We start from the raw sequence: 23,603 nt of genomic DNA, 5'->3' as shown, positions 1-23,603 counted from the left end.
GTCGAGCGTGTCGGCCCCCTTGTAGCCGAACAGCACGTCGAGGCCGTCTTCGCCGAACAGCCGGTCGCCCTGGTCGGTGCCTTGCGTGCCGCCGACGAGCAGGTCGTTGCCCTGGCCGCCGTAGAGCCAGTCACCGCGGTTGCCGCCGTACAGAGCGTCGTCGCCGTTGCCGCCGTAGAGTTCGACGATCCGCTGGCCGATGAACTCCGCGCTGATCACGTCGAGGCTGTCGTAGCCGTAGGCCTTGATCCGGCCGTTGATGCCCGACATGAGTGCGGTTGAGTAGTTCAGCACCGAGTTTTCGAACTGGGTGAAGACGGTGATCGACGTGCCGGCGCCGATGAAGAACACGCCGTCGAAGCCTGGCGTGCCGCCCCACAGCAAATCCGTGGTCGAGCCGTTGAAGCGAGCAACCTGCTTGTTGACGGTGACGTTCGTGGTCGAGCTGCCGCCGGTGCCGCCATCGTCGTCGGTCGCGCGGACGGCGATGGTCTTGGTGCCGGTGGTCGGATAGCTGTGCGTGACGGTCGTGCCGACCGGACCGCTGACCGACTGGTCCCAGACGCCGTTGTTGTCCCAGTCGATGTCCCAGGTGAACGCGCCGGCCTGGTCGGCCGACGCCGGATCGGTCGCCGTGAGCGTGTAGGTGACCGACTCGCCGCGGAACTGCGTGGCAAACGCGGCGGCGATCGCCGCGGTGGGTGGCGCGTTGTTTACCGTGACGCTGGCCGTGTCGGTCGTGCTACCGCCGGGACCGTTGGCCCTTAGCACGACGGTATACACCCCTTGCTCGGCAGCGTAGAAGACGACATTCTGCCCGGGGGTTTCGAACGAGCCGTTATTGTCCAGGTCCCATTCGTAGCTCGTCACCGCACCGGTGGCCGACCCTGCGAGCGCGACACCGACCTCGGTCCCCGTGTAGGGCCCACCAGCTTCGGCCACGGGCGGGCCCGTGTACGAGAAGCCCGTCAAGGGAATGTTGATCACCTGTCCCGACGCGCCAAACGCGGCGCCGACGTCGGTGGTGATCGTCAGGACCGCGTTCTTGGGACCGCTCGGCATGTTTGCGTTGAAGGTGACGCTGATGCCTGCGCCGGCACCTGCGGCGAGCGACATGCCGGGCGTAAATCCATTGAGCGTGAAATACCCGGCATCGTCACCGGTGATGACGGCCGACAAGAGCGACAAGTTGGTCAGGTTGCCGAGGTTGCCGTCCGAAGTCGAGTTCACGATGTTCAGCGGCAAAGTCGAATTGTTGCCGTTGGCAACATTGCCGAAGTCGACCGACGAGGCACCACTGAACACCGGGCCGACGCCGGTGCCCGACAGATTGACATTGACGTTGCCGCTGTTGCTCGAGACCAGCACGCTGCTCGCGTCGGCCCCGCGGGCACTGGGGGCATAGACGTAGTTGACCGCTGCGCTGTCGCTGCCCAGCGAGGGGTCTTTGAACAAGGGGTCGAAGGACGTCCCGCCACCGGAAAAGTCTCCCGTGGCGGCGGCGAATTGCAGCGATTTGACCTTGGTGAAATTCGGACCCGAGTTCGAGGCGATCAGCCCGAAGCCGCCGTTGGTGCCGACGCGCACGTTGCCGTAGTTGATCGAGTTCGTGTTCAGGGCAAGCGCAGCGTTTTGCAGCGCCGTGTTGAAGAAGCCGTTGTACGTATTCAGCGCCAGGACGTTGTAGCCGGTCGTGTCCAGGTGAATCGGGTCGCCGCCGCTGCTGCCGAGGCGGTCGCGGTCGATCGGCAGGTCGTTGTACGTGGCCTGCGAAAAGCCTGCCGCCACCGTGCCGAAGTACCCCTCGTAGCCGTCGAGGGAATTGATGAGACCGTAGTTGTAGATGTGATGGACGCGGCGGCTGGCGTTGGCGATATCGATTTTGCCCTGTTCCTGCGAACGGAACGCGGCGTTCGCTCCCTGTTGCTGTGGGAATTCGAGGAACGGATTAACCAGGTATCCGGTGCCGCTGAGGCCGAGGTGATAGTTGGCCCGCAAGACTTGGGCCGACCCGCCGTTGGTCAGATCGGGATCGAAAAAGTTCGGATAGTCGTAGCTGCCGATGACGATTTGGATGTCCGGCCGCAGGCTGAGGATGTGGTTGACGACGGTTTGCACATTGGCCTGGATCGAGGCGTACAGCGCACTGGCCGCGGCGGGCGGCATGTCGAGATACCAGCCGCCGGCGAGCGAGCCCAGGAGCATGTCGTTGCCGCCCGAGCTGAGGTAAACGATGTCGGCATCGGGGCCGGCGGCATTGATGTTGGCCGTGATCTGTGCCAACGACGTGGCGTGCTGGGCCGCCGTGCCGCCGTAGAACCCGCCGTTGTAGACTTGCGCCCCGGTGCCGAACGCATTGAGGACCGTCTGCAGGCTGTTGCCGGTGCCGGAATCGGCGATCGACCCCGGCGCGCCGTTGGCGATGAAACTGGCCCAGCTATCGCCAATGGTGACCACGCGCGTGGCCATCAGCAGGCGCGGTTCCAGGCTATCGAGCCGCAGATGCCGTGATCGACTGTCTGCGCAGAGACCCTGCCCGAACCGCTTGCGGCGCATCATCGGAGTTCCCCCCCAGGAGATGTAACGGGCCTATGGTAACCCGGCCTGTCGTGGAGGTCGATGTTTTTTTCACCTGGCAGGGAGGGGACCGAATCTCTGCAATTCGAGGCGAGGTGCGTTACACTCGGGCCACCCGCCGCGGCGTGGCCCACGTCCGCCGCATGCCTTGCCTCGCAGCTCCGGAGTCTCTACGCATGTCCTCCCGCAATGTCTCGCTCGCGCTGTTGTTCATGACCGTGCTTCCCGGCGCACTGGCCGCCGCAGGCGAATGGAAACCGCTGTTCAACGGCAAGGATCTCTCGGGCTGGCAAGCGATCGACGGGCCGGAATCGGCCTGGAAGGTGGTCGACGGAATGCTGGTCTGCAGCGGGAGCGAAGGGGGCTGGCTTTCGACCACGGAGCAGTACAGCGACTTCGAGATCCGCGTCGAGTTCCGGGTCCCGAAGGGTGGCAACAGCGGCGTGTTCCTGCGGGCGCCTCACCAGGGCAACCCGGCGTTCGCCGGCATGGAAGTCCAGGTGCTCGACGACGCCGATGCGCAATATGCGAATTTGCAGCCGTATCAATACTGCGGCAGTCTGTACGGCCTGGCCGCGGCCAAGCCGCGCGTCTCGAAGCCTGCGGGCGAGTGGCAATCGATGCACATCCGCTGCGTCGGTCGGAAGGTCGAGGTGACGCTCAATGGCACGCAGATCGTGAAGGCCAATCTCGACGACTACCAGGACCAGCTCAAAGAGCATCCCGGCGTGGCGCGCACCAGCGGGTACTTGGGCCTGCAAAACCACGGCTCGACGCTTGAGTATCGCAAGGTCGAAGTTCGCTCCGTCGATTAAGGTCTCGCGCGCCGGCAGCTTGCGCACGATCACTACAACCGGTACCGCCGGACGGTGCTCCGGTTTGCCCCTGGCAAGAGTGCGTTCTAAGTTTGCGACAACTTCGCGCAGCGCGGCTGCTGCGCGGGCAGCGCGCACGAAGGGTACGGTCCGGCGATGAAGGTCGAGTACATCAATCCGTTTATCTCGGCCTTGGTGAACACGTTCGATACCATGCTGGGGTGTCCGATCTCGCGCAAGTCGCTGAGCCTGAAATCGTCGTTGTCGCCCCACCATGAGGTCAGCGGAATCGTCGGCCTCTCGGGACAGGCCCAGGGCACGGTCGTCTTGAGCCTGTCGGGGGACGTGGCCTTGCGGGCCGCCAGCACGATGCTCATGACCGAGGCCACGGAGATCAACAACGACGTTGTCGACGCGGTGGGCGAGCTCGCCAACATGGTGGCCGGGGCTGCGAAGGCCCAACTCACGGATTTCACCCTCTCGATCAGCCTGCCCAACGTGATCACCGGGCGCGGGCACGAAGTCCGCTTTCCCTCGAACGTCAAGCCAATCGTGATCGACTTTGAATCGCCCTGGGGGCCCTTGGCGCTCGAAGTGGGCTTGAACGAAGTCGCCGCGCCAGTCGCGGTCTGACCTGTGGCGCGGCAGGCGACGAACACTACGCGGGCGCCGGCGGCAAGAGTGCGGTGCTAGCCCGCCGCTTCGGCTCAAGAATTCCCGGCTGCCTGGCCGATATCAGGGCCGCTTCGCGCCCGGCTGTCGATCGGCTGGTGCAAGCTAGGGGATTTCGTGCGGCACGTGCCTTGGGTAGACGCCCTATGTTCTCACGACGGCAGGCGAGTGATCGCCCGAACTCGCCTCGTTCGGCGACCCAGGCAGCGACCGTGGCTCAATTCCGCCGTCTGGCCGATCAACAGCCGCAAGCCGTGGCAGGCGTGATCGCCTGGTGGTTGGGAGATTGCGGCACGGCCGACCCTTCGACCAGGATCTCACTACGCACGGGAAGGCCGCACGATGGCCGGAAATGAACTTCGCAAGGCGGCGATCGTGCTGATGAGCCTGCCCGAGGAGCAGGCCGCTCAGCTACTCGCGCAGATGGATGCGAAGGCCGTCGAGGCCGTGTCGATCGAGATCGCCCGCATCGGCCGCTTCAATTCTGACGAACAAGAGGTGGCGATCCGGGAATTCGCCGAATCGAACCCGGCGACCGTGGCCACGCATTCTGGCGGCCTGGCCCTGGCCAAGACGCTGGTGGAAAAGGCCTTGGGCAAGAATGCCGGCGGCACGCTCGACAACGTGCGCCAGTCGATCGAAGCGATTCCTTTCGCGTTTCTCAAGAAGGTCGACAGCCAGAACCTGCTGACGTTCATCTCCGACGAGCATCCGCAGACGATTGCCCTGATTCTTTCGCATCTCCGCCCGCAGCAGGCTGCCGACGTGATCAAGGCGCTGCCCACCGAGCGGCAATTGGCCGTCGTGCGACGGGTGGCCAAGATGGGCCAGACCAACCCGGAGATCATTCACGAGGTCGAAAAAGGCCTCGAAACGCGGATGGCCAGCGTGATGAGCCAGTCGTTCGAAAAGGCCGGCGGCGTGGAAAGCGTCGCCGAGATGCTCAACGTCACCGACCGGGCCACCGAACGCGCGCTGCTAGAAAACCTGGCCCAGGAAGATCCCGACCTGGTCGAAGAGATCCGCCGGCTGATGTTCGTGTTCGAAGACATCAACAAGTTCACCGACAAAGACCTGCAAACCGTCTTCAAGAACGTCGAGACCTCGCAGTGGGCCTTGGCGCTCAAGGGTGCCAGCGAGGCGCTCAAGACCAAGGTGCTGGGCAACATGTCGGCCCGCGCGGCCGATATGCTCAAAGAGGAAATGGAGTTCCTCGGCTCGGTGCGGCTCTCCGCCGTGGAGCAGGCCCAGCAGCAGATCGTCGACGTCATCCGCAAACTGGAGGACACCGGCGAGTTGCAACTGCATTCGGGCGAAGAACAAGAGCAGTTCGTCCAATAGCGAGACGTCTTCCTTTGCGGCAGGGCCGGGCCTCGCGCGGAATCGACCTGGCCGCCGCGCCGGGCGGGTCCGGCTTGCGCCACTTGAGAGCGCCCGCCACGCGCTGTTAGTCTTGCGGGGCCTTTTTCCGCCCGCCTGGCAAGGAAACCCGCGTGGCTACGACTCCCATGATGCAGCAGTACGAGCAGGCGAAGAGCGCCTGCGGCGACGCGCTGCTGCTGTTCCGCATGGGCGATTTCTACGAGCTGTTCTTCGACGACGCCAAGACGGCGGCGCGGGTGCTGGGCATCGCCCTGACGAGCCGCGACAAAGGCGAGAACGCCACGCCGATGGCGGGTTTTCCGTACCACCAGTTGGACAGCTACTTGGCCAAGCTGATTGCCGCCGGCTTGCGGGCCGCGGTGTGCGAACAGGTCGAAGACCCCAAGCAGGCCAAAGGGCTCGTGAAACGCGAGGTGACGCGGATCGTCACGCCCGGCACGCTGACCGACGAGGCCTTGCTCGACCCGCGCGAGAGCAACTACCTGGCCGCGGTGTTGCCCGGTGCGCCGACCGGACTGGCCTGGGTCGAGCTTTCGACGGGCCGCTTTTTCGCGACGCAGGTACCTGCCGCGCGCCTGGCCGACGAGCTATCGCGCATCGCGCCGGTCGAGTGCCTGTTGCCGGACGATGCACAGCTCGACCTGCCGCAGGGGTTGGCAAGCTGGACCGTCTCGCGACGGCCCCCTTGGGCCTTCGGCGAGGCGGGCACCCGGCAGAGTCTGCTCCGGCATTTTGGCACCCACTCGCTCGAGGGTTTTGGTTTTGAGCTGCCGCGCGATGCGGCGGCCATCCGCGCGGCTGGCGCGGTGCTCGACTATCTGGCTGAGACTCAAAAGGCCGGCCTCGGACACGTCGATCTCCTGGTTCGTTACCAGCCGGGCACGGTCCTGGAAATCGACGAGGCCACGCGGCGCAGTCTCGAACTGACCCGATCGCTGCGCGAGGGCCGGCGCGAGGGTTCGCTACTGTCCGTGCTCGATCGCACGTTGACGCCGCTTGGCGCGCGCTGCCTGGCCGAGTGGCTGGCCAATCCGTTGGTCGACGCCGGAGCGATCAACGACCGGCTCGACGCCGTGGGCGAACTGGTTGCACAGCCGCAACGGGCCGAAGCCCTGCGCGAGGCCCTGCGCAAGGTTTACGATCTCGAACGGCTCGTCGCGCGCGTCACCACCGGACGCGCGAGTCCCCGCGATCTATCGTTTCTCGGTCGCACCTGTCAGATGTTGCCGGACATCGGCCAACGGCTCGCCGGCGCCGCGTCGGCCCGCTTGCAGGCCCTGGATGCGGCATTGGATCGCTGCGGCGATTTGTTCGCACGTCTGTCCGAGGCTCTGGTCGAGGACTGCCCGTTGGTGAGCCGCGAAGGCGGGTTCATTCGCGCCGGCTTTCACGCCGAACTCGACCGGTTGCGCGACCTGGCGACCGGCGGCAAGCAATGGATTGCCAGTTATCAAGCGACGCAGGTCGAGCGCACGGGGATTCCCAATCTCAAGGTCGGCTTCAACAAGGTTTTTGGCTACTACCTCGAGGTCACCAACGCGCACGGGCAGAAGGTGCCCGAAGATTTCATCCGCAAGCAGACCGTCAAGAACGCCGAGCGGTATATCACGCCGGAGTTGAAGGAATACGAAGAACAGGTGTTGCAGGCCGACGAGCGCGCCAAGCAGCTCGAGTATGAGTTGTTCACGGCGCTGCGCGACGGCGTGGCGGCCGAGGCGCGGCGGCTGCAACGCACCGCGGCTGCGCTGGCCGAAATCGACACGCTCGCCGGTCTGGCCGATCTGGCGCGGCATCGCAATTACTGCCGCCCCGAGATCGTTGCCGAACCGGTGCTCGCGATCCACGACGGGCGGCATCCGGTGCTCGATGCGGTCTTGCCGTCGGGCACCTTCGTCCCGAACGACACCGAAGCGGCCCCCGATGCAGCCGTGCTGCTGCTGATCACCGGGCCGAACATGGCCGGTAAGAGTACCTACATCCGCCAGGTCGCGCTGATCTCGCTGATGGCCCACCTGGGCAGTTTCGTGCCGGCTCGGGCAGCACGCATCGGTCTGATCGACCGCATTTTTGCCCGCGTGGGGGCGAGTGACGAATTGGCGCGCGGCCAAAGCACCTTCATGGTCGAGATGACCGAGACGGCTCGAATCCTCAACGGGGCGACGGCCCACAGCCTGGTAATTCTCGACGAGATCGGCCGGGGGACGAGCACCTACGACGGGTTGTCGCTGGCCTGGGCCGTGACCGAACATTTGCACGACCGGGTCGGCTGCCGCACGCTCTTCGCGACGCACTACCACGAGCTGACCGAGCTGGCCCAATCGCGCCGCGGCATCGCCAACCTGAACGTCGCGGTCAAGGAATGGGACGATCAAGTGGTGTTCCTGCACAAGATCGTCGACGGCGCTGCGGACAAGAGTTACGGTATCCATGTCGCACGGCTGGCCGGTGTCCCGCGCACGGTGCTCGATCGGGCCAAGCAGGTGCTCGCGCAACTGGAAGAAGAACACGCCCGCGGGGGCGGCGGCGACCATCGTGCGGGTCCCCGGCAGTTGCAATTGACGCTGTTTGGCCCGAGCGACCATCCCGTGCTCGACCGGCTGCGCGAGACCGACGTCAATCAGTTGACCCCGCTGGCGGCCCTGGCGCTGCTCGAAGCCTGGCAGCGCGAGTTGGCCGCGGACGACGCGACCGTCAAGCCGCGCTAGCGCGGTGTGCCTTCGGACCACTTACCCCACGTTCACGATCCGTGAGGAATCTCGATGCCCAAGTACGTTATCGAACGCGACATCCCGGGAGCCGGAAAGCTCTCGCCGGCCGAATTGCAGGCCATCAGCCAGAAATCGTGCAGCGTGCTGCGCCAACTGGGCCCGCAGATTCAATGGGTCCAGAGCTATGTGACCGACGACAAGGTCTATTGCGTTTACATTGCTCCGAGCCAGGATCTCGTTGAGCGACACGCGCGCGAAGGCGGCTTCCCGGCCAACCGCATCTCGGAAGTGCGAGCGATCATCGACCCGACGACCGGCGATTGATCGCGCAGGCAGATTGTGTAATGCGCTAAACAGCGAAGCACGTCGGTCATCTGATCGGACGAATTTTCGTTGACTACGCTTTGCCAAATTGATTCAATCAATTTTCGGCAACGCGCGCCGGATCCGAAACAGAGAAGCTAGGCAACGGGCTCGACGCGCACGCACAGGTTGGCTCGAAAACGAGCCGAACACTGCAATCCAGGGGAGGTGTGCGATGCGTCTGAGCATGCGAGCGCGCCGCTGCGCGCGCGGGTCTTCGCCGGTTCAATCCGGCTTCACGCTGGTCGAGCTGTTGGTGGTCATCAGCATCATCGGCATGTTGATTTCCCTGTTGCTGCCTGCAGTCAACGCCGCGCGCGAGACGGCGCGCCAGAACACGTGTGCCAATCACCAGCGCCAGCTGGGACTGGCGATCGTGCAATACATGGGGATTCATGGGGAATATCCCGGCTATGTCATGCCGCAGGCCCTGGGAGAGAATCAGGCGGCCACGCGGCCGATCAGTTGGGTGTTTTGTCTGCTGCCGTTCTTAGAGCGGCGCGATCTTGCCGAACGGTACAACGGGCAGGTGCCGGCTGATCCAGGGCTGCCGGAGTACGGCCCCGGCGTATTGCCGGATCAATACCTCAGCGTGACGGTTTGTCCCAGCGACATCCTGGCGAGCGAGCCGGGCCGTGAAGGATTGGGCCCGAAAGCTTCACTGAGCTATGTTGCCAACACCGGGCTGCGCGATCGGCGCCACGAACGAGCCGAGGCTGTTTTCAAGCCCAGCCCCGACAGTCCGCCCGAGATGATGGCGGGGCCAATGGATGTCCCGCGCGATTGGGCCGCAAACGGGATCTTTCATTTTCAGTTTCCCTATGCGGGTCCAAACTCGGCCGGCCTTTACGAGCCGACCGACGAACCGATCACCCACGTGCGTCCAGCTGACATCGTCGACGGCGTGACGAACACGCTCTTGTTGTGCGAGAACGTCGACTCTGGGCAATGGACCGACGTGCTGGAGGACAGCGTCGGGTTCTATTGGCAAGCCACCGCGGCCGGCGGCAAGGCGCAACCGATGTGTTGTGTGGACGAATGCATTCCTTGCGCGGGTTGTGGGTTTTGGGAGCATCTCAGCCAGCCGCTGTTGGCCATCAATCAAGACCCCGGCGGGGCGGCGACGCACGCTCCGAGCCCGAAGCCTTGCTTTCATCAGAATTATTGGCCCTATGCGCGGCCTTCGAGCTACCATCCGCACGGCGTGACCGTGACGTTTGCCGATGGTCACGTGCGGTTCTTGCAGGAAACGGTCGACTATCTGGTGTTTTGCGTGTTGATGTCACCACACGGTCGCCGCACGCGTTCCACCGAAGATAAGAGCAAGCACGGCGGCAATGACGGATTCTTCGCCACGTCCATTTACGGAACCGCGATCTTCGCCGAAGCGCTGCTCGATGAGGACGACTATTGATCGCTGCGGCGATCAGCAGGCCGCTTGAATCCGCGCCGCGGGCGGGCCGTGAGCGGCCGGCGATGCCGTGTCGCTCGTGCCGCGATGCTGCCCGTTTGCGGCCGCCGTGTCGACCGGGGCTTCGATCCAGATCGCCACGTTCTTATAGGCCGGCGTGCGCGACGCCGGATCGATGTCCTTCGGAACCAGCACGTTCGCTTCAGGGTAATACATCAGCGCGTTGCCCGGCTTGATCTTGTCCCAAGCCCGGACCAGGATGTCCGGCATCCGGCCCACGGCGCTGCAGACCGTCACGCGCGACTCGGGCTCGAGTTTGAGCCGGGCCACGTCGTGCGGGTGCAGCAGGATCAAATCGCGCCGCTCCTGGCCACGATACAGGTCGTATTCTTCGTAGACGACGGTGTTGAACTGGCCCTCGCTGCGGACCGTCATCAGGCGTAATCGATCGTCGGCTTCCGGCATGCATGCCAGGTCGTGTGCGATCAGCCGTGCGCGACCGCTGGGCGTGGGGAAACGCTCGCCGTGTAGCACGCGGCCGCCGATATGAAACTCCTGCTTGGTCTGCCCGATCGTGGCCAGGGCCTCGAAGCCAGGCACGATCCGGGCAATGGCCTCGCGAATGCGGCCGTGCTCGCGCAGCGCATTCCAATCGATCGCGCCGCCGGCCGAGGTCGCCCCCAGCACGCGCGCTGCCAGGTCGGCCACGACCTCCACCTCGCTGAGCGGTCCTTGATGTCGAGCCGGACCGCCGTCGCTGAGCCGCACGAAATTGAACATCGATTCCTGCGTCGTGGCCTGCGATTCCTCGTCACGGGCTCGCATCGGCAGAATGATCGTTTCGGCGGCCAGCCCGTGGGCGTGGCCCGTATTGAGCGTCGTGCTGAGGTAGACGACTTGCTCCAGGCGCGCCAACGCCGCCGCGGCGAAGGCGGCATCGGGCGTCGCACCGTACAAGTTGCCGCCCAGGCAGATGCCGACTTTCAGGCGACCTTCGCGAGACGCTTCGAGGCAGCCGATCGTGTCCAGGCCCGGCGTCGTCGGCAACCGGACGGCAAAATGTTGCTCGAGCCGGTCGAACACGGCCTTGCGCAACTGGGGAGCGACGCCGACCGAGCCGATGCCCTGCACGTTCGAATGGCCGCGTATCGGTAACAAGCCCGAGCCGGAACGCCCGACCATGCCGCGCAGCAGGGCCAGGTTGGCAATCGCCTGCACGTTTTGCACGCCGTTCACGTGATGCGTGATGCCCATGGTCCAGGCAAACACGGTGCCTTGCGAACGGACATAACGGTCCGCAATTTCAGCAATCTCGTGCGGTTCGACGCCGGCGCGGCGCGCGAGTTCTCCTTCGTCGAGCGAACGCAGCGAAGCCAGGTAAGCCTCGGCTCCTTCGCAGTGCGCTTCGAGAAACGCGGCATCGTGTGCGCCCAGCTCCAGCACGCGCCGAGCCACGGCGGTCAGCAGGGCCAGGTCGCCGCCGATATGTGGCTGCACGTACAAGCTGGCGATCGGGCTGCCGAACAGCAGGCTCCGCACGTCGCTGGGCACCGAGAAATTCACCAGCCCCGGCTCGATCACCGGGTTGATCACGATCACCTCGCCGCCACGGCGACGCAGGTCCATCAGCGTACGCATCAGACGTGGATGATTGCTGGCGGGATTGCCGCCGATCAAGAACACCAGGTCCGCCCGATCGAGATCGGCCAATTCAATCGTGGCGGTGCCGGTCCCTACGCTCGAGGCCAGCCCCACGCCGCTGGCCTGGTGGCAGTAGTAACTGCAGTTGTTGACGTTGTTGGTGCCGTACAGGCGGGCGAACAACTGCAGCAAGAAGGCAGCTTCGTTCGAACTGCGGCCGCTGGAATACCAGAACGTTTCGTCGGCCGCGGTGCGGCGCAACCGCGATGCAATCCGCTCCAGCGCGTCGTCCCAAGTGATCTCGCGGTAATACTGCTCGCCGCGCGACAGCAGCAAGGGGCGCGTCAGCCGGCCACAGTGCTCCAATTCGCGCGGCGAGAAGGCCTGCAACTGGGGCACGGCATAGGTGCGAAAAAAGTCTTCGCGGACCGCACCCTGCATGTCGGCCGCCATGGCCTGCAGCGATTTCTTGCAGAACTCGGGGAAATGGCCCTGCTCGTTGACCATCCCGCCCGATTGTCCGCCCATGCCCAAAGCGCAGGTCTTGCAGGCGTTCTTGGCGCGCATCGCCCGCCACAGCTTCCACGGGCCGCCGACCTCTCGGGCCTTGGCCAGGGTATAGGCGATGGCTGCCCAGCCTCCGCCGCCTGAGGCGCGTCGCATACGTGTCTCCGGTCGATCCACTTGCCGCCTGATTTCGCCGGGCCGGCAGGGCCCTCGGCGGGCGGTGCCGTCGCTCGGCACCGCCCGAACGGCATTCTAGTCGAGGCGGATGGTGACCGTCTTCCATTCGGTGTAAGCGTCGAGCCCGCGTTCGCCGAGCTCGCGCCCCTGGCCCGACATCTTGAAGCCGCCAAAGGGCGCGGCCGCATCGAAGACGTCGTAGCAATTGATCCACACGGTGCCGGCCTTGAGCTCCTTGGCCAGCCGGTGGGCCTTGCCGACGTCGCGGGTCCAGACGGCCGCGGCCAGCCCGAAAATGGTGTTGTTGCCGCGCCGCACGACGTCGTCGATGTCCTTGAATCGCAGCACGCTCAACACCGGGCCAAAGATTTCTTCGCGCGCGATTGCCATGTCGTCCTTGACCCCGGCGAACAGCGTTGGCTCGATGTAGTAACCGCGGTTGCCGTGCCGCACGCCGCCGGTCAGGCACTCGGCGCCTTCCTGCTTGCCCAGGTCGATGTAGTGCATGATCTTGTCAAACTGGGCCTGGTCGACTTGCGGACCCTGCTCGGTGTCGGGATCGAGCGGATCGCCGAGGCGGCGCCGCTTGTTCATCGCCACGAGCCGATCCACGAACTTGTCGTAGACCTTGTCTTCGACGAACAGGCGACTGCCGGCACAGCAGCACTGGCCTTGGTTGAAGTACAGGCCAAAGTGCGCCCCGGTGGCGGCGGCCTCGAGGTCGGCGTCGGCGAAGACGATGTTGGGGCTTTTCCCGCCGAGTTCGAAGGTCAGCCGTTTGAGCGAATCGCTCGCGTCACGCATGATGATCTGAGCCGTGCGATGTTCGCCGGTGAAGGCTACCTTGTCGACGTCGGGATGCTTGACGATCGAGGCGCCGGCCGTCGGTCCATAGCCCGGGACGACATTGATCACCCCGTCGGGGATGCCGGCCTTTTGCGCAAGCCGCGCCATCCGCAGACAGGTGAGCGGCGTCTGCTCGGCCGGCTTCATCACGACCGTACAGCCGGCAGCCAGCGCGGGCCCCCATTTCCAGGCCGTCATCAACATCGGAAAATTCCAGGGGATGATCTGACCGACGACGCCCACCGGCTCACGGCGCGTGTAGGTGAAATAATCGCCGCGAATGGGAATCGTCTGGCCATGCAGCTTGTCGGCGTAGCCCGCGTAGTACCGCAGGCAGTCGATCGTCAGCGGCAGGTCGGCATTGCGGGCATCGCGAATCGGCTTGCCGTTGTCGAGCGATTCGAGCGCGGCCAGTTCGTCGATCTCTGCCTCGATCAAATCGGCCAGCCGGTGCATCAGCCGGCCGCGGTCGCGGGCGTCCATCTTGCCCCAGGGCCCCTGTTCGAGCGCTTCGCGCGCGGCGCGCACGGCCAGGTCGATATCGGCCCGGTCGCCCTCGGCCACATGGGCGATCACTTCTTCGGTCGCCGGATTGATCGTTTCGAAGGTCTTGCCGCTATGAGCGGGTTGCCAACGTCCGTCGATAAAACATTCGGTTTGACGAATCTGCGGACGTTTGGCCGCCGAGGTCATGGTCGCCATGGGAAATCTCCTCCGAGATGAGCCAAGGATGCGCAGCACGGCGCAACTGCCGTCCCCCGCGGGAATTCTACCGCTGCGCCTCGGATGGCGGAAAGAGGCGGGCCAAATGCACGCGGCGAGGCGACCTGAGAAAATCCCCGGGCGCCGTTCGGTGGTCGCTACCGGGTGCGCGTGCCGACCGGCTGCCGGGCGAAGAACAGGGCCCCGTTCGGCTCGTCGAAAATCGTCCAGATCTGCGCCTGCGACCGCAGTCGACTGAGGTATTCTTCCTGCTTCGACTGGCCGCGCCGCTGCTTGATCTTCTTTTCGATTTCTGCCTGGGCGTCGCCCAACGGGGTCTGGCCGGCGTCGCGACGCTCGATGACCCGAATGATGTGCAGGCCTGATTCATCCTCGAGAATCGGGCTCATGCCGCCGACGGGCAACGCGAACAGCGCCTGGTCCAGGACCTGTGATCGCAGACTGGCCTTGGTGGTCCAATCGCGCTGTCCGCCCTCGTCGGCCGTGGGGCCGCCGGAATGGGCGCGGGCGATCTCGGCCCACGGCGTGCCGTTCACAACCTGATTGCCCATCCAGGCAATCTTGCGGCGGGCCTCGGCCCGATCGCGTGTCTGGTCGAAGCGCACGGTGAGCTGTTCCCACCGCGCCTGGGCGGGAAAGTGGTACTCGGCCTCGTGCTCCTTGTAGAAAGCCAGCATGTCGTCGTGCGTGACTTCGCTATGGTCTTTGGTTTTTTCGCTCATCCAGCCGCGGGCGATGTACATTTCGCGGAATCGACGCCGCGTCGCTTCGAGCGTGTCGCCTTGTGATTGCATCACCGCGTCGAGTTGTGCCGCCGTGGCGACGTTGTGTTGCTCGAGCAGGTGCGGCAACTCCGCGTTTTCGAAGTGCTTGTCGACCTGCGCTTCCAGCTTGGGAAAGTTGTCTTTGGGGATCGACCGGCGAGCATCGCTGTAAATCAGCTTGATCTCGACCAGTTCCGCGACGCGCTGCCGGGCCAGTTCGACGCGCGCCTGCTCCACCTGCTCTGCGGGAATGGCGTTACCTTGTTGCGCGAAAAACCTCGAGATTGGCCCGAGCACTTCGCCGGCGAGCACAACCTCGCCATCGATGCGGGCCACGATCGTCGCCGAGTCGAGCACGTTGGCACTGGTCGGCACCTCGGCGGGCGCCGCTTCGACGCCGGGCTGCGGCACAACTTCGGCCACAGGGGCAGCAACGGGGGCCGTGGGCATCGCCGGGGCAGGGGGCGGTGCGGCAGGGCCGACTGGCGCTGGCATGACGCTCTGCGGGAGCGGCTGCTCGGGCGGCGCAGCCGGCGCCGACACCGGTGGCGGAGGATCGAAGCCGGGTGCATAAACGGCCGGCTGTACGGGCCCGGCCGCCGGCATTTGGGCAAAGGCAGTTCCTTGGGCGAGCGGCACGACCGGAGTCGGCGCTAGAAACTGCGGCGCCGCGGCGCTCGGCTGCCAACCGCTCGGGCTCACAGAGGGGCTGCGGACCGGTACGAGCGGCGCCGCGGCCGGTTGCGTCTGGTCGGGCGCATCCAGCAGCTCGGGCGCTTCTGCCTCGAGCGGCGGTGGGGCCGGCGGCAATGCGCGCGCGTTCGGTGGCTTTGCTCCCAGTGGAACGGCGAAACCCGCCGTGCTGTCAAAAGATAGTCCGGCCAGCGGCTCCTCGGCCGGCGGCAGCGACGAATCGGCTTCGACGGGCGCAGGCGATTCGAACAGCGCTTCGACTTCCGGCGAAGGATTTCGCTGGGGTGAAGGCGCCGTTTGTGGGCGGTATTCCGGCGCGAAATCCTGGTGGTCTCGCGCATCGACCGATGAGCTGGCGTGCGCCTGCAAGGGGCCGAGTAATTCGAGCAGCTCGCTACGGGCTGCCGGTTTGAGCCAAAGCAGCACGGCCAGGACGATGCCCGCCAGCAGGATCAAGGATTGCAGCAGTTGATTCACGTGGCCGATCGGCGCGCGAAAAGGAAAGACCCGATGACGCGGCGAGAAGTCGCCCCCCGCACGAGCTGAATAGCCGGCGCGAGGAACCGGGGCGGGATTCTAGAAAGGCCCCTAACTGCGCTGCAAGATCGACTTGCACAAGGAAAGTAATTCGTCCGGGTCCAGGACCTCGGTTGCCAGCGGCCAGTAAGCACTACGGTGATCGACGATCCGCAGTTGCCGGGCCGCGGCCGCGAGCTTTTCGATCGCCGGCCGCGAACGGTAGGTGAACACCAGATATTCATCCTCGCGGTGTACCGAGTCGATGCCCCACCGGGCCGCCGCGATGCGAATTGCCATCAGTGCCAGCAGGCGGTCGACCACGGCCGGCCGGGCGCCGAAGCGATCGGCCAGCTCGCTGGCCAGATCGTCGAGCTCGGATTGCTTCGACACGCGGGCCAGGCGGCGATACAGATCGATCTTCAACCGCATATCGCTGACGTAGCTGCGCGGCAGGTAGGCCTGGCCCGGCAGGTCGACGTCGACGTCGACCGTTTCGCGCGGCGGCAGGCTCTTCAGTCGGCGGACCGCCTGATCGAGCAGCTCGCAGTACAACTCGTAGCCGACCGTGGCGATGTGCCCGCTTTGCTCGGTGCCGAGAATATTGCCCGCGCCGCGGATTTCGAGATCGCGCAGGGCAATCGAGAACCCGGCGCCCAAGTGGCTGAATTCCTCGATGGCGCGCAAACGCTTGGCGGCCTGCGAATTGATCGACTCGTTCGGCTCCAGGAGCAGGTAGCAATAGGCGCGGTGCTTGTAGCGCCCGACCCGTCCGCGCAACTGGTGCAAGTCGGCCAGGCCATATCGGCTGGCCTCGTGAATGAAGATCGTATTGGCGTTGGGAATGTCCAGGCCCGACTCGACGATCGTCGTGGCCAGCAGAATGTCGAACTTGTGATCGACAAAATCGAGCATCACGCGTTCCAGCTCGTGCTCGTTCATCTGGCCATGCCCGATGCCGATCGTGGCCTCGGGCACGATGTCGCGCAGGCGGTGGGCGATGATCTCGATGTCGTAAACCCGGTTGTGCACGAAGAAGATCTGCCCGCCGCGATTCAATTCGCGGAGCACGGCCTGGCGCACCAGCCCGGGCTCGAACCGCGTGACGCGGGTTTCCACGGCGTAGCGATCGACCGGAGCGGTTTCGAGATTGGAGATGTCGCGCAGGCCCAAGAGCGACATGTGCAGCGTGCGCGGAATCGGCGTGGCGGTGAGCGTCAGCACGTCGACGATCTGGCGGAGAGCCTTGAGCCGCTCTTTGACTTGCACGCCGAACCGCTGTTCTTCGTCGATGATCACCAGGCCCAGGTTGTGAAACCGCACGTCGTGTTGGACGAGACGGTGCGTGCCGATCACGACGTCAATCGAGCCCGCCGCGAGCCCTTCGAGAATCTCGGCCTGTTCGCGCGGCGAGCGAAACCGGCTCAACACGGCGATCTGGAAGGGAAACTCCGCCATCCGCGCACGGAACGTGCGGCCGTGCTGTTCGGCCAGCACCGTGGTGGGCACAAGCACAGCGACCTGGTGCCCGGCGTCGACCGCTTTGAAGGCCCCGCGCATGGCCACCTCGGTCTTGCCGTAGCCGACGTCGCCGCAAATCAGCCGGTCCATCGGCCGGGGCGTGGTCATGTCGCGCTTGACGGCCTCGATGGCCACGTCCTGGTCGGGCGTCGGCGAATAGGGAAACGCCGCGTCGAATTCTTGCTGCCATTCGGTGTCCGTCGGAAACGCGATGCCTTGCCGCGCGGCCCGCGATGCCTGCAGCTCCAGCATTTCCGTAGCTAGGTCGACGACGGCCGCCTGGACCTGCTGTTTCTGCCGGACCCAGGTCTTGGCGCCGATGCGGGCCAGCGTCGGCCGGGCCTTGGTGCCGCCGACGTATTTTTGCACCAGCTCGATCTTCGAGGTGGGTACGTAGATCTTCGACTGTTCCTGGAACTCGATCTCCAGGTACTCCTCGACCTGGTCGCCTTTTTCGAGCAGGCGCAGACCGAGATAACGGCCGATCCCGTGGGCCAGGTGCACGACCAGGTCGCCCTCGCGCAGCTCGAGGAAACTGTCGATTGCGCGCGACAGATGCCGCCGCGTGGGGCGCGCGACCTCGGTGCGATGAAACAGCTCGCCACCGCTGACCAGGACGATCCGGTCGAGCACCAGGCGGAAACCGGCGCGCAAGCGGCCGATCGCCAATTGCAATCGCCCGGAGGCCGCCAACTGCGTGCTGCCGAAAACCTCGCCGAGGCGCCGGGCTTCGGCCTCGGTCTGGGAGACGAGAATCACGCGCTGACCGACGGCGGCCGTGTCGAGCTCGTCGCGCACCCGGCCGATCTCGCCGCTGAATCGCTCGATCGATTCGACCTGGATATGGCAGGTCGTTTCGAACGAGCCGGTGGCGATGGCCGCGGCGGTGACGCTAGGAAAGCGGATCACGCCCTGGAGCACCTCTTCGACGGTATGGCAAGACTCGGGCCGATCCAGTCGTCCGCGGTAACGGCGGCCCTCTTCCTGCAACTCCTGCGGCTCGACCAACAAGAACCAACTGGACGGGGGCAAATGGTCGGCCAGGTGCGCGGCCGCGTGGCCTTGCGGTTCGAGCGCCGTCAGCTCGACGACCGTGAGTGTTTCGAGGCTCCGCTGCCGGGCCACGTCGAAACTGCGGATCGACTCGATCTGGTCGTCGAACAGCTCGACGCGCACGGGATGTTCCCAGTCCGGCGCATACAGATCGACGATCCCGCCGCGCGTGGACAACTCGCCGGGCAATTGCACGGCCGGCATGTTGCGAAAGCCGCGCTCCAGCAGCCAGCGCAGCAGGTCCTCGACGTCGAGCGATTCGCCGACGACCAGCCGCCGTGTGCGTTCGGCCAGCAGATCGACCGGCGGCACCGGCTGCAGCAGCGCCGCCATCGAGGTGACAATCAACCGGGGCGCCTCGACCTCGCCGCGGCGCGTTTGCGCGAGGCGCTTCAACAGCCGCAACCGCTCGCCAAAGATGTCGTCGCCGACGGTGAGCTCTTCCGGCAGCGTCTCCCAGGCGGGGAACGGCTCGGCAACTTGCGGCGAAAACAGGCAGAGATCAGCTTCCAGCTCGACGGCCTCTTCGGCGGTCGGCGTGGCCACGACCAGCGTGCCCGGTGAACTTCGGAGCAGCGCCGCCGCGACGAGCGCGCAGCTCGAGCCCCAGACTCCGTCGAGCGTGGCCCCGTGCCCGCGATGCAGGCTGGCCACGACTTCGGCGAATCCTTCAACCGCTTCCAGGCGTGCGGCCAGCTCGTAGAGCTGCTCGGCCGGCACGAAGGCTGGCTCGGCGCGCGTCGTCGTCATGAGCGGATGAATTCTAGGAGTGCGGCTCCCGGCCACCAAGACCAACGCTGCGGTCAATCCGCAGCCGCACGCCGAACCGCCTTGATTTCGGCCAATTGCGCCGCCTCGGGCAGGCGTTTGTAGTGCTCGTCGAGCGGGTAGCAGCCCGACACCAGGTGGGACCGCGGGGCCGTGGTGCAGTCGCTGAACGTGCGGCAGATCAGCTTGCGGCGCAGCGGACGTCCGGCCAGCACGTCGGCCGGCAGCTCCGGGTAGGACAGCGTCATCCGGCCCAGACCGACCGCGTCGATCCAACCGGCGCGGACGACACCCTGTGCGACGTGGGGGAGAAAGTCTTGCAGATAGGTATAGCCCGTGCCGACCATCACCAGCTCGGGCACGGCCTGCTTGCATTGGCGCGCCGCATCGATTTGTCGCCAAACGCCAACTAGCGGGTCCTCGGGCGGCCGATAGCCGTCGCTGGGCGGAAAGATCGCCGGCCGCTGTACGTGCGGGTTGTAGTAGGGGCTGCCGGCCGAGAGGTTCACCGCTGCCACGCCGATCCGAGACAGCTGGCGCAGCAGTTCGATCGGTTCGCGAAGGTCGATCCGCAGCGGGTCATCGACCGCCGCACCAAAGGCGAATTCGTACGGCAGCCAGCGCGCAAAGTCGACGGCCTGGCCGCCATCCGCGCCGGGCTCGAACGGCGGCGTGTCGAACACGCTCAACCGCACGCCCACGGCCAGGGCGGGTAGCTCCGCGCGAATCCGTTCGATGATCGTGCAGAGCACGCGCGAGCGGCCGGTCAAATCGCCCCCGAATCGTCCGGGCCGGCGACGGGCGCTCAGGAATTCGTGCAGCAGATAGCCGTGGCAAGCCTTGACGTCGACGAAATCGAAGCCCACTTCGGCCGCCATCCGCGCAGCGCTCACGAAACGATCGATCAGCCGTTCGAGTTCGTCGTCGCTCCAGACGACCGAGTCGTCGTCGGGCCCGATGCCCAGACGAGGATCGAGCAGTGGATGATGGTAAGCGATGCGCGGCGCCGGACCGGCCGCGTCGGGGCGCGCATAGCGCCCCGAATGCGTCAATTGCAGGCCGATGAGCAGATCGTCGGTCGTGCCGTGTGCGGCGAGGTGCGCCGCGAGGAGCTTTTCGCGCAGCCGCGCGAGACCGTCGCAATTGTCGGGCGTGGCGAGCGTCTGGCGCGGATTGGCACGTCCGTCGGCCTGCACGGCCGCCGCTTCGCCTCCCCAGATGAGCTTGGCGCCGCTGGCGCCGAACCGCTCCCAGCGTCTCAAGGTCAGGGGCGAGGGGCTGCCGTCGGCGTTGGCATCCCAACCCTCCATCGGATGGGTGCAAAACCGATTTCCCAGGCGGCGGCCGGCCACCTCCAACGGTTGCGCCAAGGGCGAATCCTGCGCGGCCGAAAGCACGGCGCCTTCGACCGGCAACTCGCAGCCGAGTTCCGCGAGCCGGGCAGCCAGCGCCGCAGGCGACTTGAATTGGGCAACCTTGGTGTACATCTACGCCGGCCGCAGTTCGCTGCGTTCCAGGATGAACTTGCGACTCGCCTCCTCGCGATCGAACCGCACCAGCGCGACGCGCCACGAACCGCTGCCGCTGAGCGCCGCGATCGTGCCGGCGCCGTACGTGGGATGCGTGACGCGCATGCCCTGGCGAAAAGCATCGAGCGGCAATGCGGGCAGGCGACGCTTCGTGGCTCCGCCTAGTTCAGCCGCCGTCTGCAACGCCGTGCCGGCGGTCAGAGCGGGATACGCTGACGTCGCCGTCGGCGCCTGGGTCGGCGGCTCGTCGACAATATCTTCGTGATCCGAGGGGTCCACATGCACGACGTCGGCCGCGCTCGTCTCGTCGAGCTGCAAGTCCCACGAGGTCGAGCGGATGGCGTCCTCGTTCAGCTCCATTTCTTCGCGCGGCAGTTCGAGCAGGAACGAACTGGGAATGGTCAATCGCCGCTGGCCGCGATAGTCGCGCACCCGGGCGATGCTGAGTTGCAATTCTTCGCGAGCCCGCGTGATCCCGACGAACAGCAGCCGGCGCTCTTCTTCGAGCTGCTCGTCGTTGTCGCGGCTGCGCTCGTGGGGCAACAGGCCTTCTTCGACCGCAATCAGGTAGACGACCGGGAATTCCAGGCCCTTGGCCGCGTGCAGGGTCATCAGCATCACCGCATCGCCGGCCAATTCGTCGGTGTCGTTCACCAGCGCCGTGGTTTCGAGAAACTCTTCGAGATGACCGTCGCCCGGATTGTGCTCGTCGAATTGCCGTGCCGCGGAGAGCAGTTCGTCGATGTTGGCCAGCCGGTTCTGGTCGTCTTCGTCTTCTGAATCGGCAAACAGCGCACGGTAGTCGGTTTCCGCGAGGACCAGGCCGACGATTTCTTCGACCGGCCTGGTTGCCGCCTCGCTGATCCGGTCGAACATGGCGACAAATCGCGCCACGCCGACGGCGCTGCGCTTGGCCAGGCCCTCGATCAGCCCACTCTCGCGTGCCGCCTCGAGCAAGGTCTGCTCGTAGCGTCGGGCATGGGCCTTGAGCCGCTCGACGGTCGTGGCCCCGATACCGCGCGGCGGCACGTTGATCACCCGCAGCAGCGCGTTGTCGTCGCGCGGATTATTGACCAGTTGCAGATAGCCGAGCAGGTCCCGGACCTCGCGGCGTTGATAGAACTCGACGCCGTTGACCAGCATGTACGGCACGCCGGCCTCGCGGAGGGCCGTTTCGAGCGTTCGGCTCAAGGCGTTGGTGCGCATAAAGACGGCCACATCTTTCGGCCGCCGCCGGCCGGAGCGAATGTCGCCGACGATCTGGCGGGCGATGTCCTCGGCCTCGGCCAGTTGCGTGGCATACGCCGTGAGCCGCACCGGCGGACCGGCGATGTTGTCGGTGAACAACTGCTTCGGCTTGCGGCGCCGATTGTGGCCGATCAATTGGTCGGCCACGCGGAGGATGTTCTTCGTGCTGCGATAGTTCTGCTCGAGCCGCACGACGTGCACGTCGGGGTAGTCGCGCTCGAAGTCGAGAATGTTGCCGATGTTCGCCCCGCGCCAGCCGTAGATCGACTGGTCTGGATCGCCGCACACGACCAGGTTCGGGTAGTCGGCCGACAATGCCCGGACCAGGGCATATTGCGCGAAGTTGGTGTCCTGGTACTCGTCGACCAGCACATGCCGATAACGGGCATCGAGCTGGCCGCGAACCTCGGGCGAGTCGCGCAGCAGTTGCACCGTGCGGAACAACAGGTCGTCGAAATCGACGGCGCTGGACCGCAACAATTGCGCCTGGTAGGCCGGGTACACGGCCTTGACGATGGCGCCCAGCGTGCTGCCCACCCGCGGCGTGTATTCGTCGGGCGAAATCAGGCGGTTCTTGGCCCAGCTGATCGCCGAGGCGATCTGGTCGATGCCGTAATGCAGGGCATCGAGCTCCAGTTCGTCGAGCACGCGCTTCAGGGTCCGTCCGCTGTCCTGGGTGTCGTAGATCGTGTAGTTCTCGGTCAGGCCGGCCAGGGGCGCGTATTGCCGCAGCAGCCGGGCACAGAAGCGGTGAAACGTGCTGATCCACACCGACTCGCCCGGCGCCAGCAGCGCGACGCGCTGCTTCATTTCCTCGGCGGCCTTGTTTGTGAACGTCAGCGCGAGCACCTGCCGGGCCGGCACGCCGCGATGCAGCAGGCTCGCGATGCGGTGAGTCATGACCCGAGTCTTACCGCTGCCGGGGCCCGCGAGAATCAGCAATTGGCCATCGCCGAATTCGACCGCTTCGCGCTGCGCGGCGGTGAGCTGGCGCAGCGGGTCGTTCCGATCCGAACTGGTCACAGACGAGGTCTCAATCGGCAGGATGGCGTGACAGGCGAGGCACGGCGATGCCCCACTGCAGTATGACGGTCCGTCGCTGCTTTGACGAGGCGAGTGCTAGCGTCGACGGCGCCGCCGCGGGGCGTTTTGCCGGGAAAAATGCTTGTCAAAACGCGATCAGTTGTTATCGTAACGTCGCCTGGAGGTAAGGATGCCCCGGGGGTCCGAAGCGGCGGTCGCTCGCCACGACGGACAACAACTTCGTTCGCCGGCCGCACCTGGCGCCAGTGACGCCTTTCTAAGGCACGTCTTTCCAAGGAGGGAAACACGATGACTCGTATTCCGCTTTCGCGCTTTGAGAATCCGACCCAGACGCTGAAGCAACGGTTGGAAATGAGCACGGCCGAGATCGGCCTCTCGGTGCGGACGACGAATTGCCTCGAAGAACGCGGTATCTTTACCGTCAACGATCTGCTGCACAGCACTCGCGAAGACCTGCTGAGCATCTCGAACTTCGGCGAGAAGACCCTCGAAGAGGTGTACCGGGCGCTCGAATCGATTGGCTTCTATCGCCCGTCGCGCCGTCGTGCCGTGGCAGCCTGACGCCATCCGGCATCCGCTTTGCCGAAATGCGGCTTTCCCAGCCGGGGATCGTATGTCCCGGTCCTGGGAAAGCCGCATTTATT

The 23,603-nt window shown here is 65.4% G+C and carries 14 protein-coding genes; 7 read left to right on the top strand and 7 right to left on the bottom strand.

Annotated elements, in window-relative coordinates; genetic code table 11:
• A partial coding sequence (locus K1X74_11565; protein MBX7166959.1) for a hypothetical protein occupies positions 1-2,469 on the bottom strand: 2,469 nt, incomplete at its 3' end.
• Positions 2,470-2,753: 284 nt separating this feature from the next.
• Between K1X74_11565 and K1X74_11560 the strand changes: the two genes are divergently transcribed.
• From K1X74_11560 to K1X74_11535, 6 genes are all read left to right on the top strand, one after another.
• Positions 2,754-3,392 (top strand): DUF1080 domain-containing protein, encoded by a 639-nt coding sequence (locus K1X74_11560; protein ID MBX7166958.1) that lies wholly within the window; start codon positions 2,754-2,756, stop codon positions 3,390-3,392.
• Positions 3,393-3,548: 156 nt separating this feature from the next.
• On the top strand, positions 3,549-4,025 hold the full coding sequence (locus K1X74_11555) for a chemotaxis protein CheX (GenBank protein MBX7166957.1): 477 nt from the start codon (positions 3,549-3,551) through the stop codon (positions 4,023-4,025).
• A 381-nt stretch (positions 4,026-4,406) separates the two neighbouring features.
• Positions 4,407-5,405 (top strand): flagellar motor switch protein FliG, encoded by a 999-nt coding sequence (gene fliG, locus K1X74_11550; GenBank protein ID MBX7166956.1) that lies wholly within the window; start codon positions 4,407-4,409, stop codon positions 5,403-5,405.
• 167 nt (positions 5,406-5,572) lie between these two features.
• Complete coding sequence (mutS, locus tag K1X74_11545; protein MBX7166955.1) at positions 5,573-8,152, top strand: DNA mismatch repair protein MutS; 2,580 nt, start codon at positions 5,573-5,575, stop codon at positions 8,150-8,152.
• A gap of 54 nt (positions 8,153-8,206) precedes the next feature.
• A complete protein-coding gene (locus tag K1X74_11540) occupies positions 8,207-8,479 on the top strand; it encodes a DUF4242 domain-containing protein (GenBank protein MBX7166954.1) in 273 nt (90 codons plus the stop codon).
• 214 nt (positions 8,480-8,693) lie between these two features.
• Positions 8,694-9,932, top strand: a complete 1,239-nt coding sequence (locus tag K1X74_11535) for a DUF1559 domain-containing protein (protein ID MBX7166953.1) — start codon at positions 8,694-8,696, stop codon at positions 9,930-9,932.
• A 12-nt stretch (positions 9,933-9,944) separates the two neighbouring features.
• Here K1X74_11535 and K1X74_11530 read toward each other — a convergent pair whose 3' ends face one another.
• From K1X74_11530 to K1X74_11505, 6 genes are all read right to left on the bottom strand, one after another.
• On the bottom strand, positions 9,945-12,233 hold the full coding sequence (locus K1X74_11530; protein MBX7166952.1) for an FdhF/YdeP family oxidoreductase: 2,289 nt from the start codon (positions 12,231-12,233) through the stop codon (positions 9,945-9,947).
• A gap of 96 nt (positions 12,234-12,329) precedes the next feature.
• Positions 12,330-13,802 carry an aldehyde dehydrogenase family protein gene (locus K1X74_11525; GenBank protein MBX7166951.1) on the bottom strand — a complete coding sequence of 491 codons (1,473 nt, stop codon included), beginning with the start codon at positions 13,800-13,802 and terminating at the stop codon, positions 12,330-12,332.
• Positions 13,803-13,960: 158 nt separating this feature from the next.
• Positions 13,961-15,757, bottom strand: coding sequence for a peptidyl-prolyl cis-trans isomerase (locus K1X74_11520; protein ID MBX7166950.1), 1,797 nt, complete (start codon positions 15,755-15,757; stop codon positions 13,961-13,963).
• Between the two features lie 111 nt (positions 15,758-15,868).
• Positions 15,869-19,120, bottom strand: coding sequence for a transcription-repair coupling factor (mfd, locus tag K1X74_11515; protein ID MBX7166949.1), 3,252 nt, complete (start codon positions 19,118-19,120; stop codon positions 15,869-15,871).
• Positions 19,121-19,173: 53 nt separating this feature from the next.
• Positions 19,174-20,625, bottom strand: coding sequence for an NADH:flavin oxidoreductase (locus K1X74_11510; GenBank protein ID MBX7166948.1), 1,452 nt, complete (start codon positions 20,623-20,625; stop codon positions 19,174-19,176).
• Complete coding sequence (locus K1X74_11505) at positions 20,626-22,911, bottom strand: UvrD-helicase domain-containing protein (protein MBX7166947.1); 2,286 nt, start codon at positions 22,909-22,911, stop codon at positions 20,626-20,628.
• 336 nt (positions 22,912-23,247) lie between these two features.
• Between K1X74_11505 and K1X74_11500 the strand changes: the two genes are divergently transcribed.
• Positions 23,248-23,520, top strand: coding sequence for a DNA-directed RNA polymerase subunit alpha (locus K1X74_11500; protein ID MBX7166946.1), 273 nt, complete (start codon positions 23,248-23,250; stop codon positions 23,518-23,520).
• The last annotated feature ends 83 nt before the right edge of the window (positions 23,521-23,603 follow it).

Source organism: Pirellulales bacterium (assembly GCA_019694435.1).
In the GTDB taxonomy this organism is placed as follows: domain Bacteria; phylum Planctomycetota; class Planctomycetia; order Pirellulales; family JAEUIK01; genus JAIBBZ01.
Note: the sequence above shows the minus strand (reverse complement) of the source record. Positions and strands in the feature narration are given on the sequence as shown.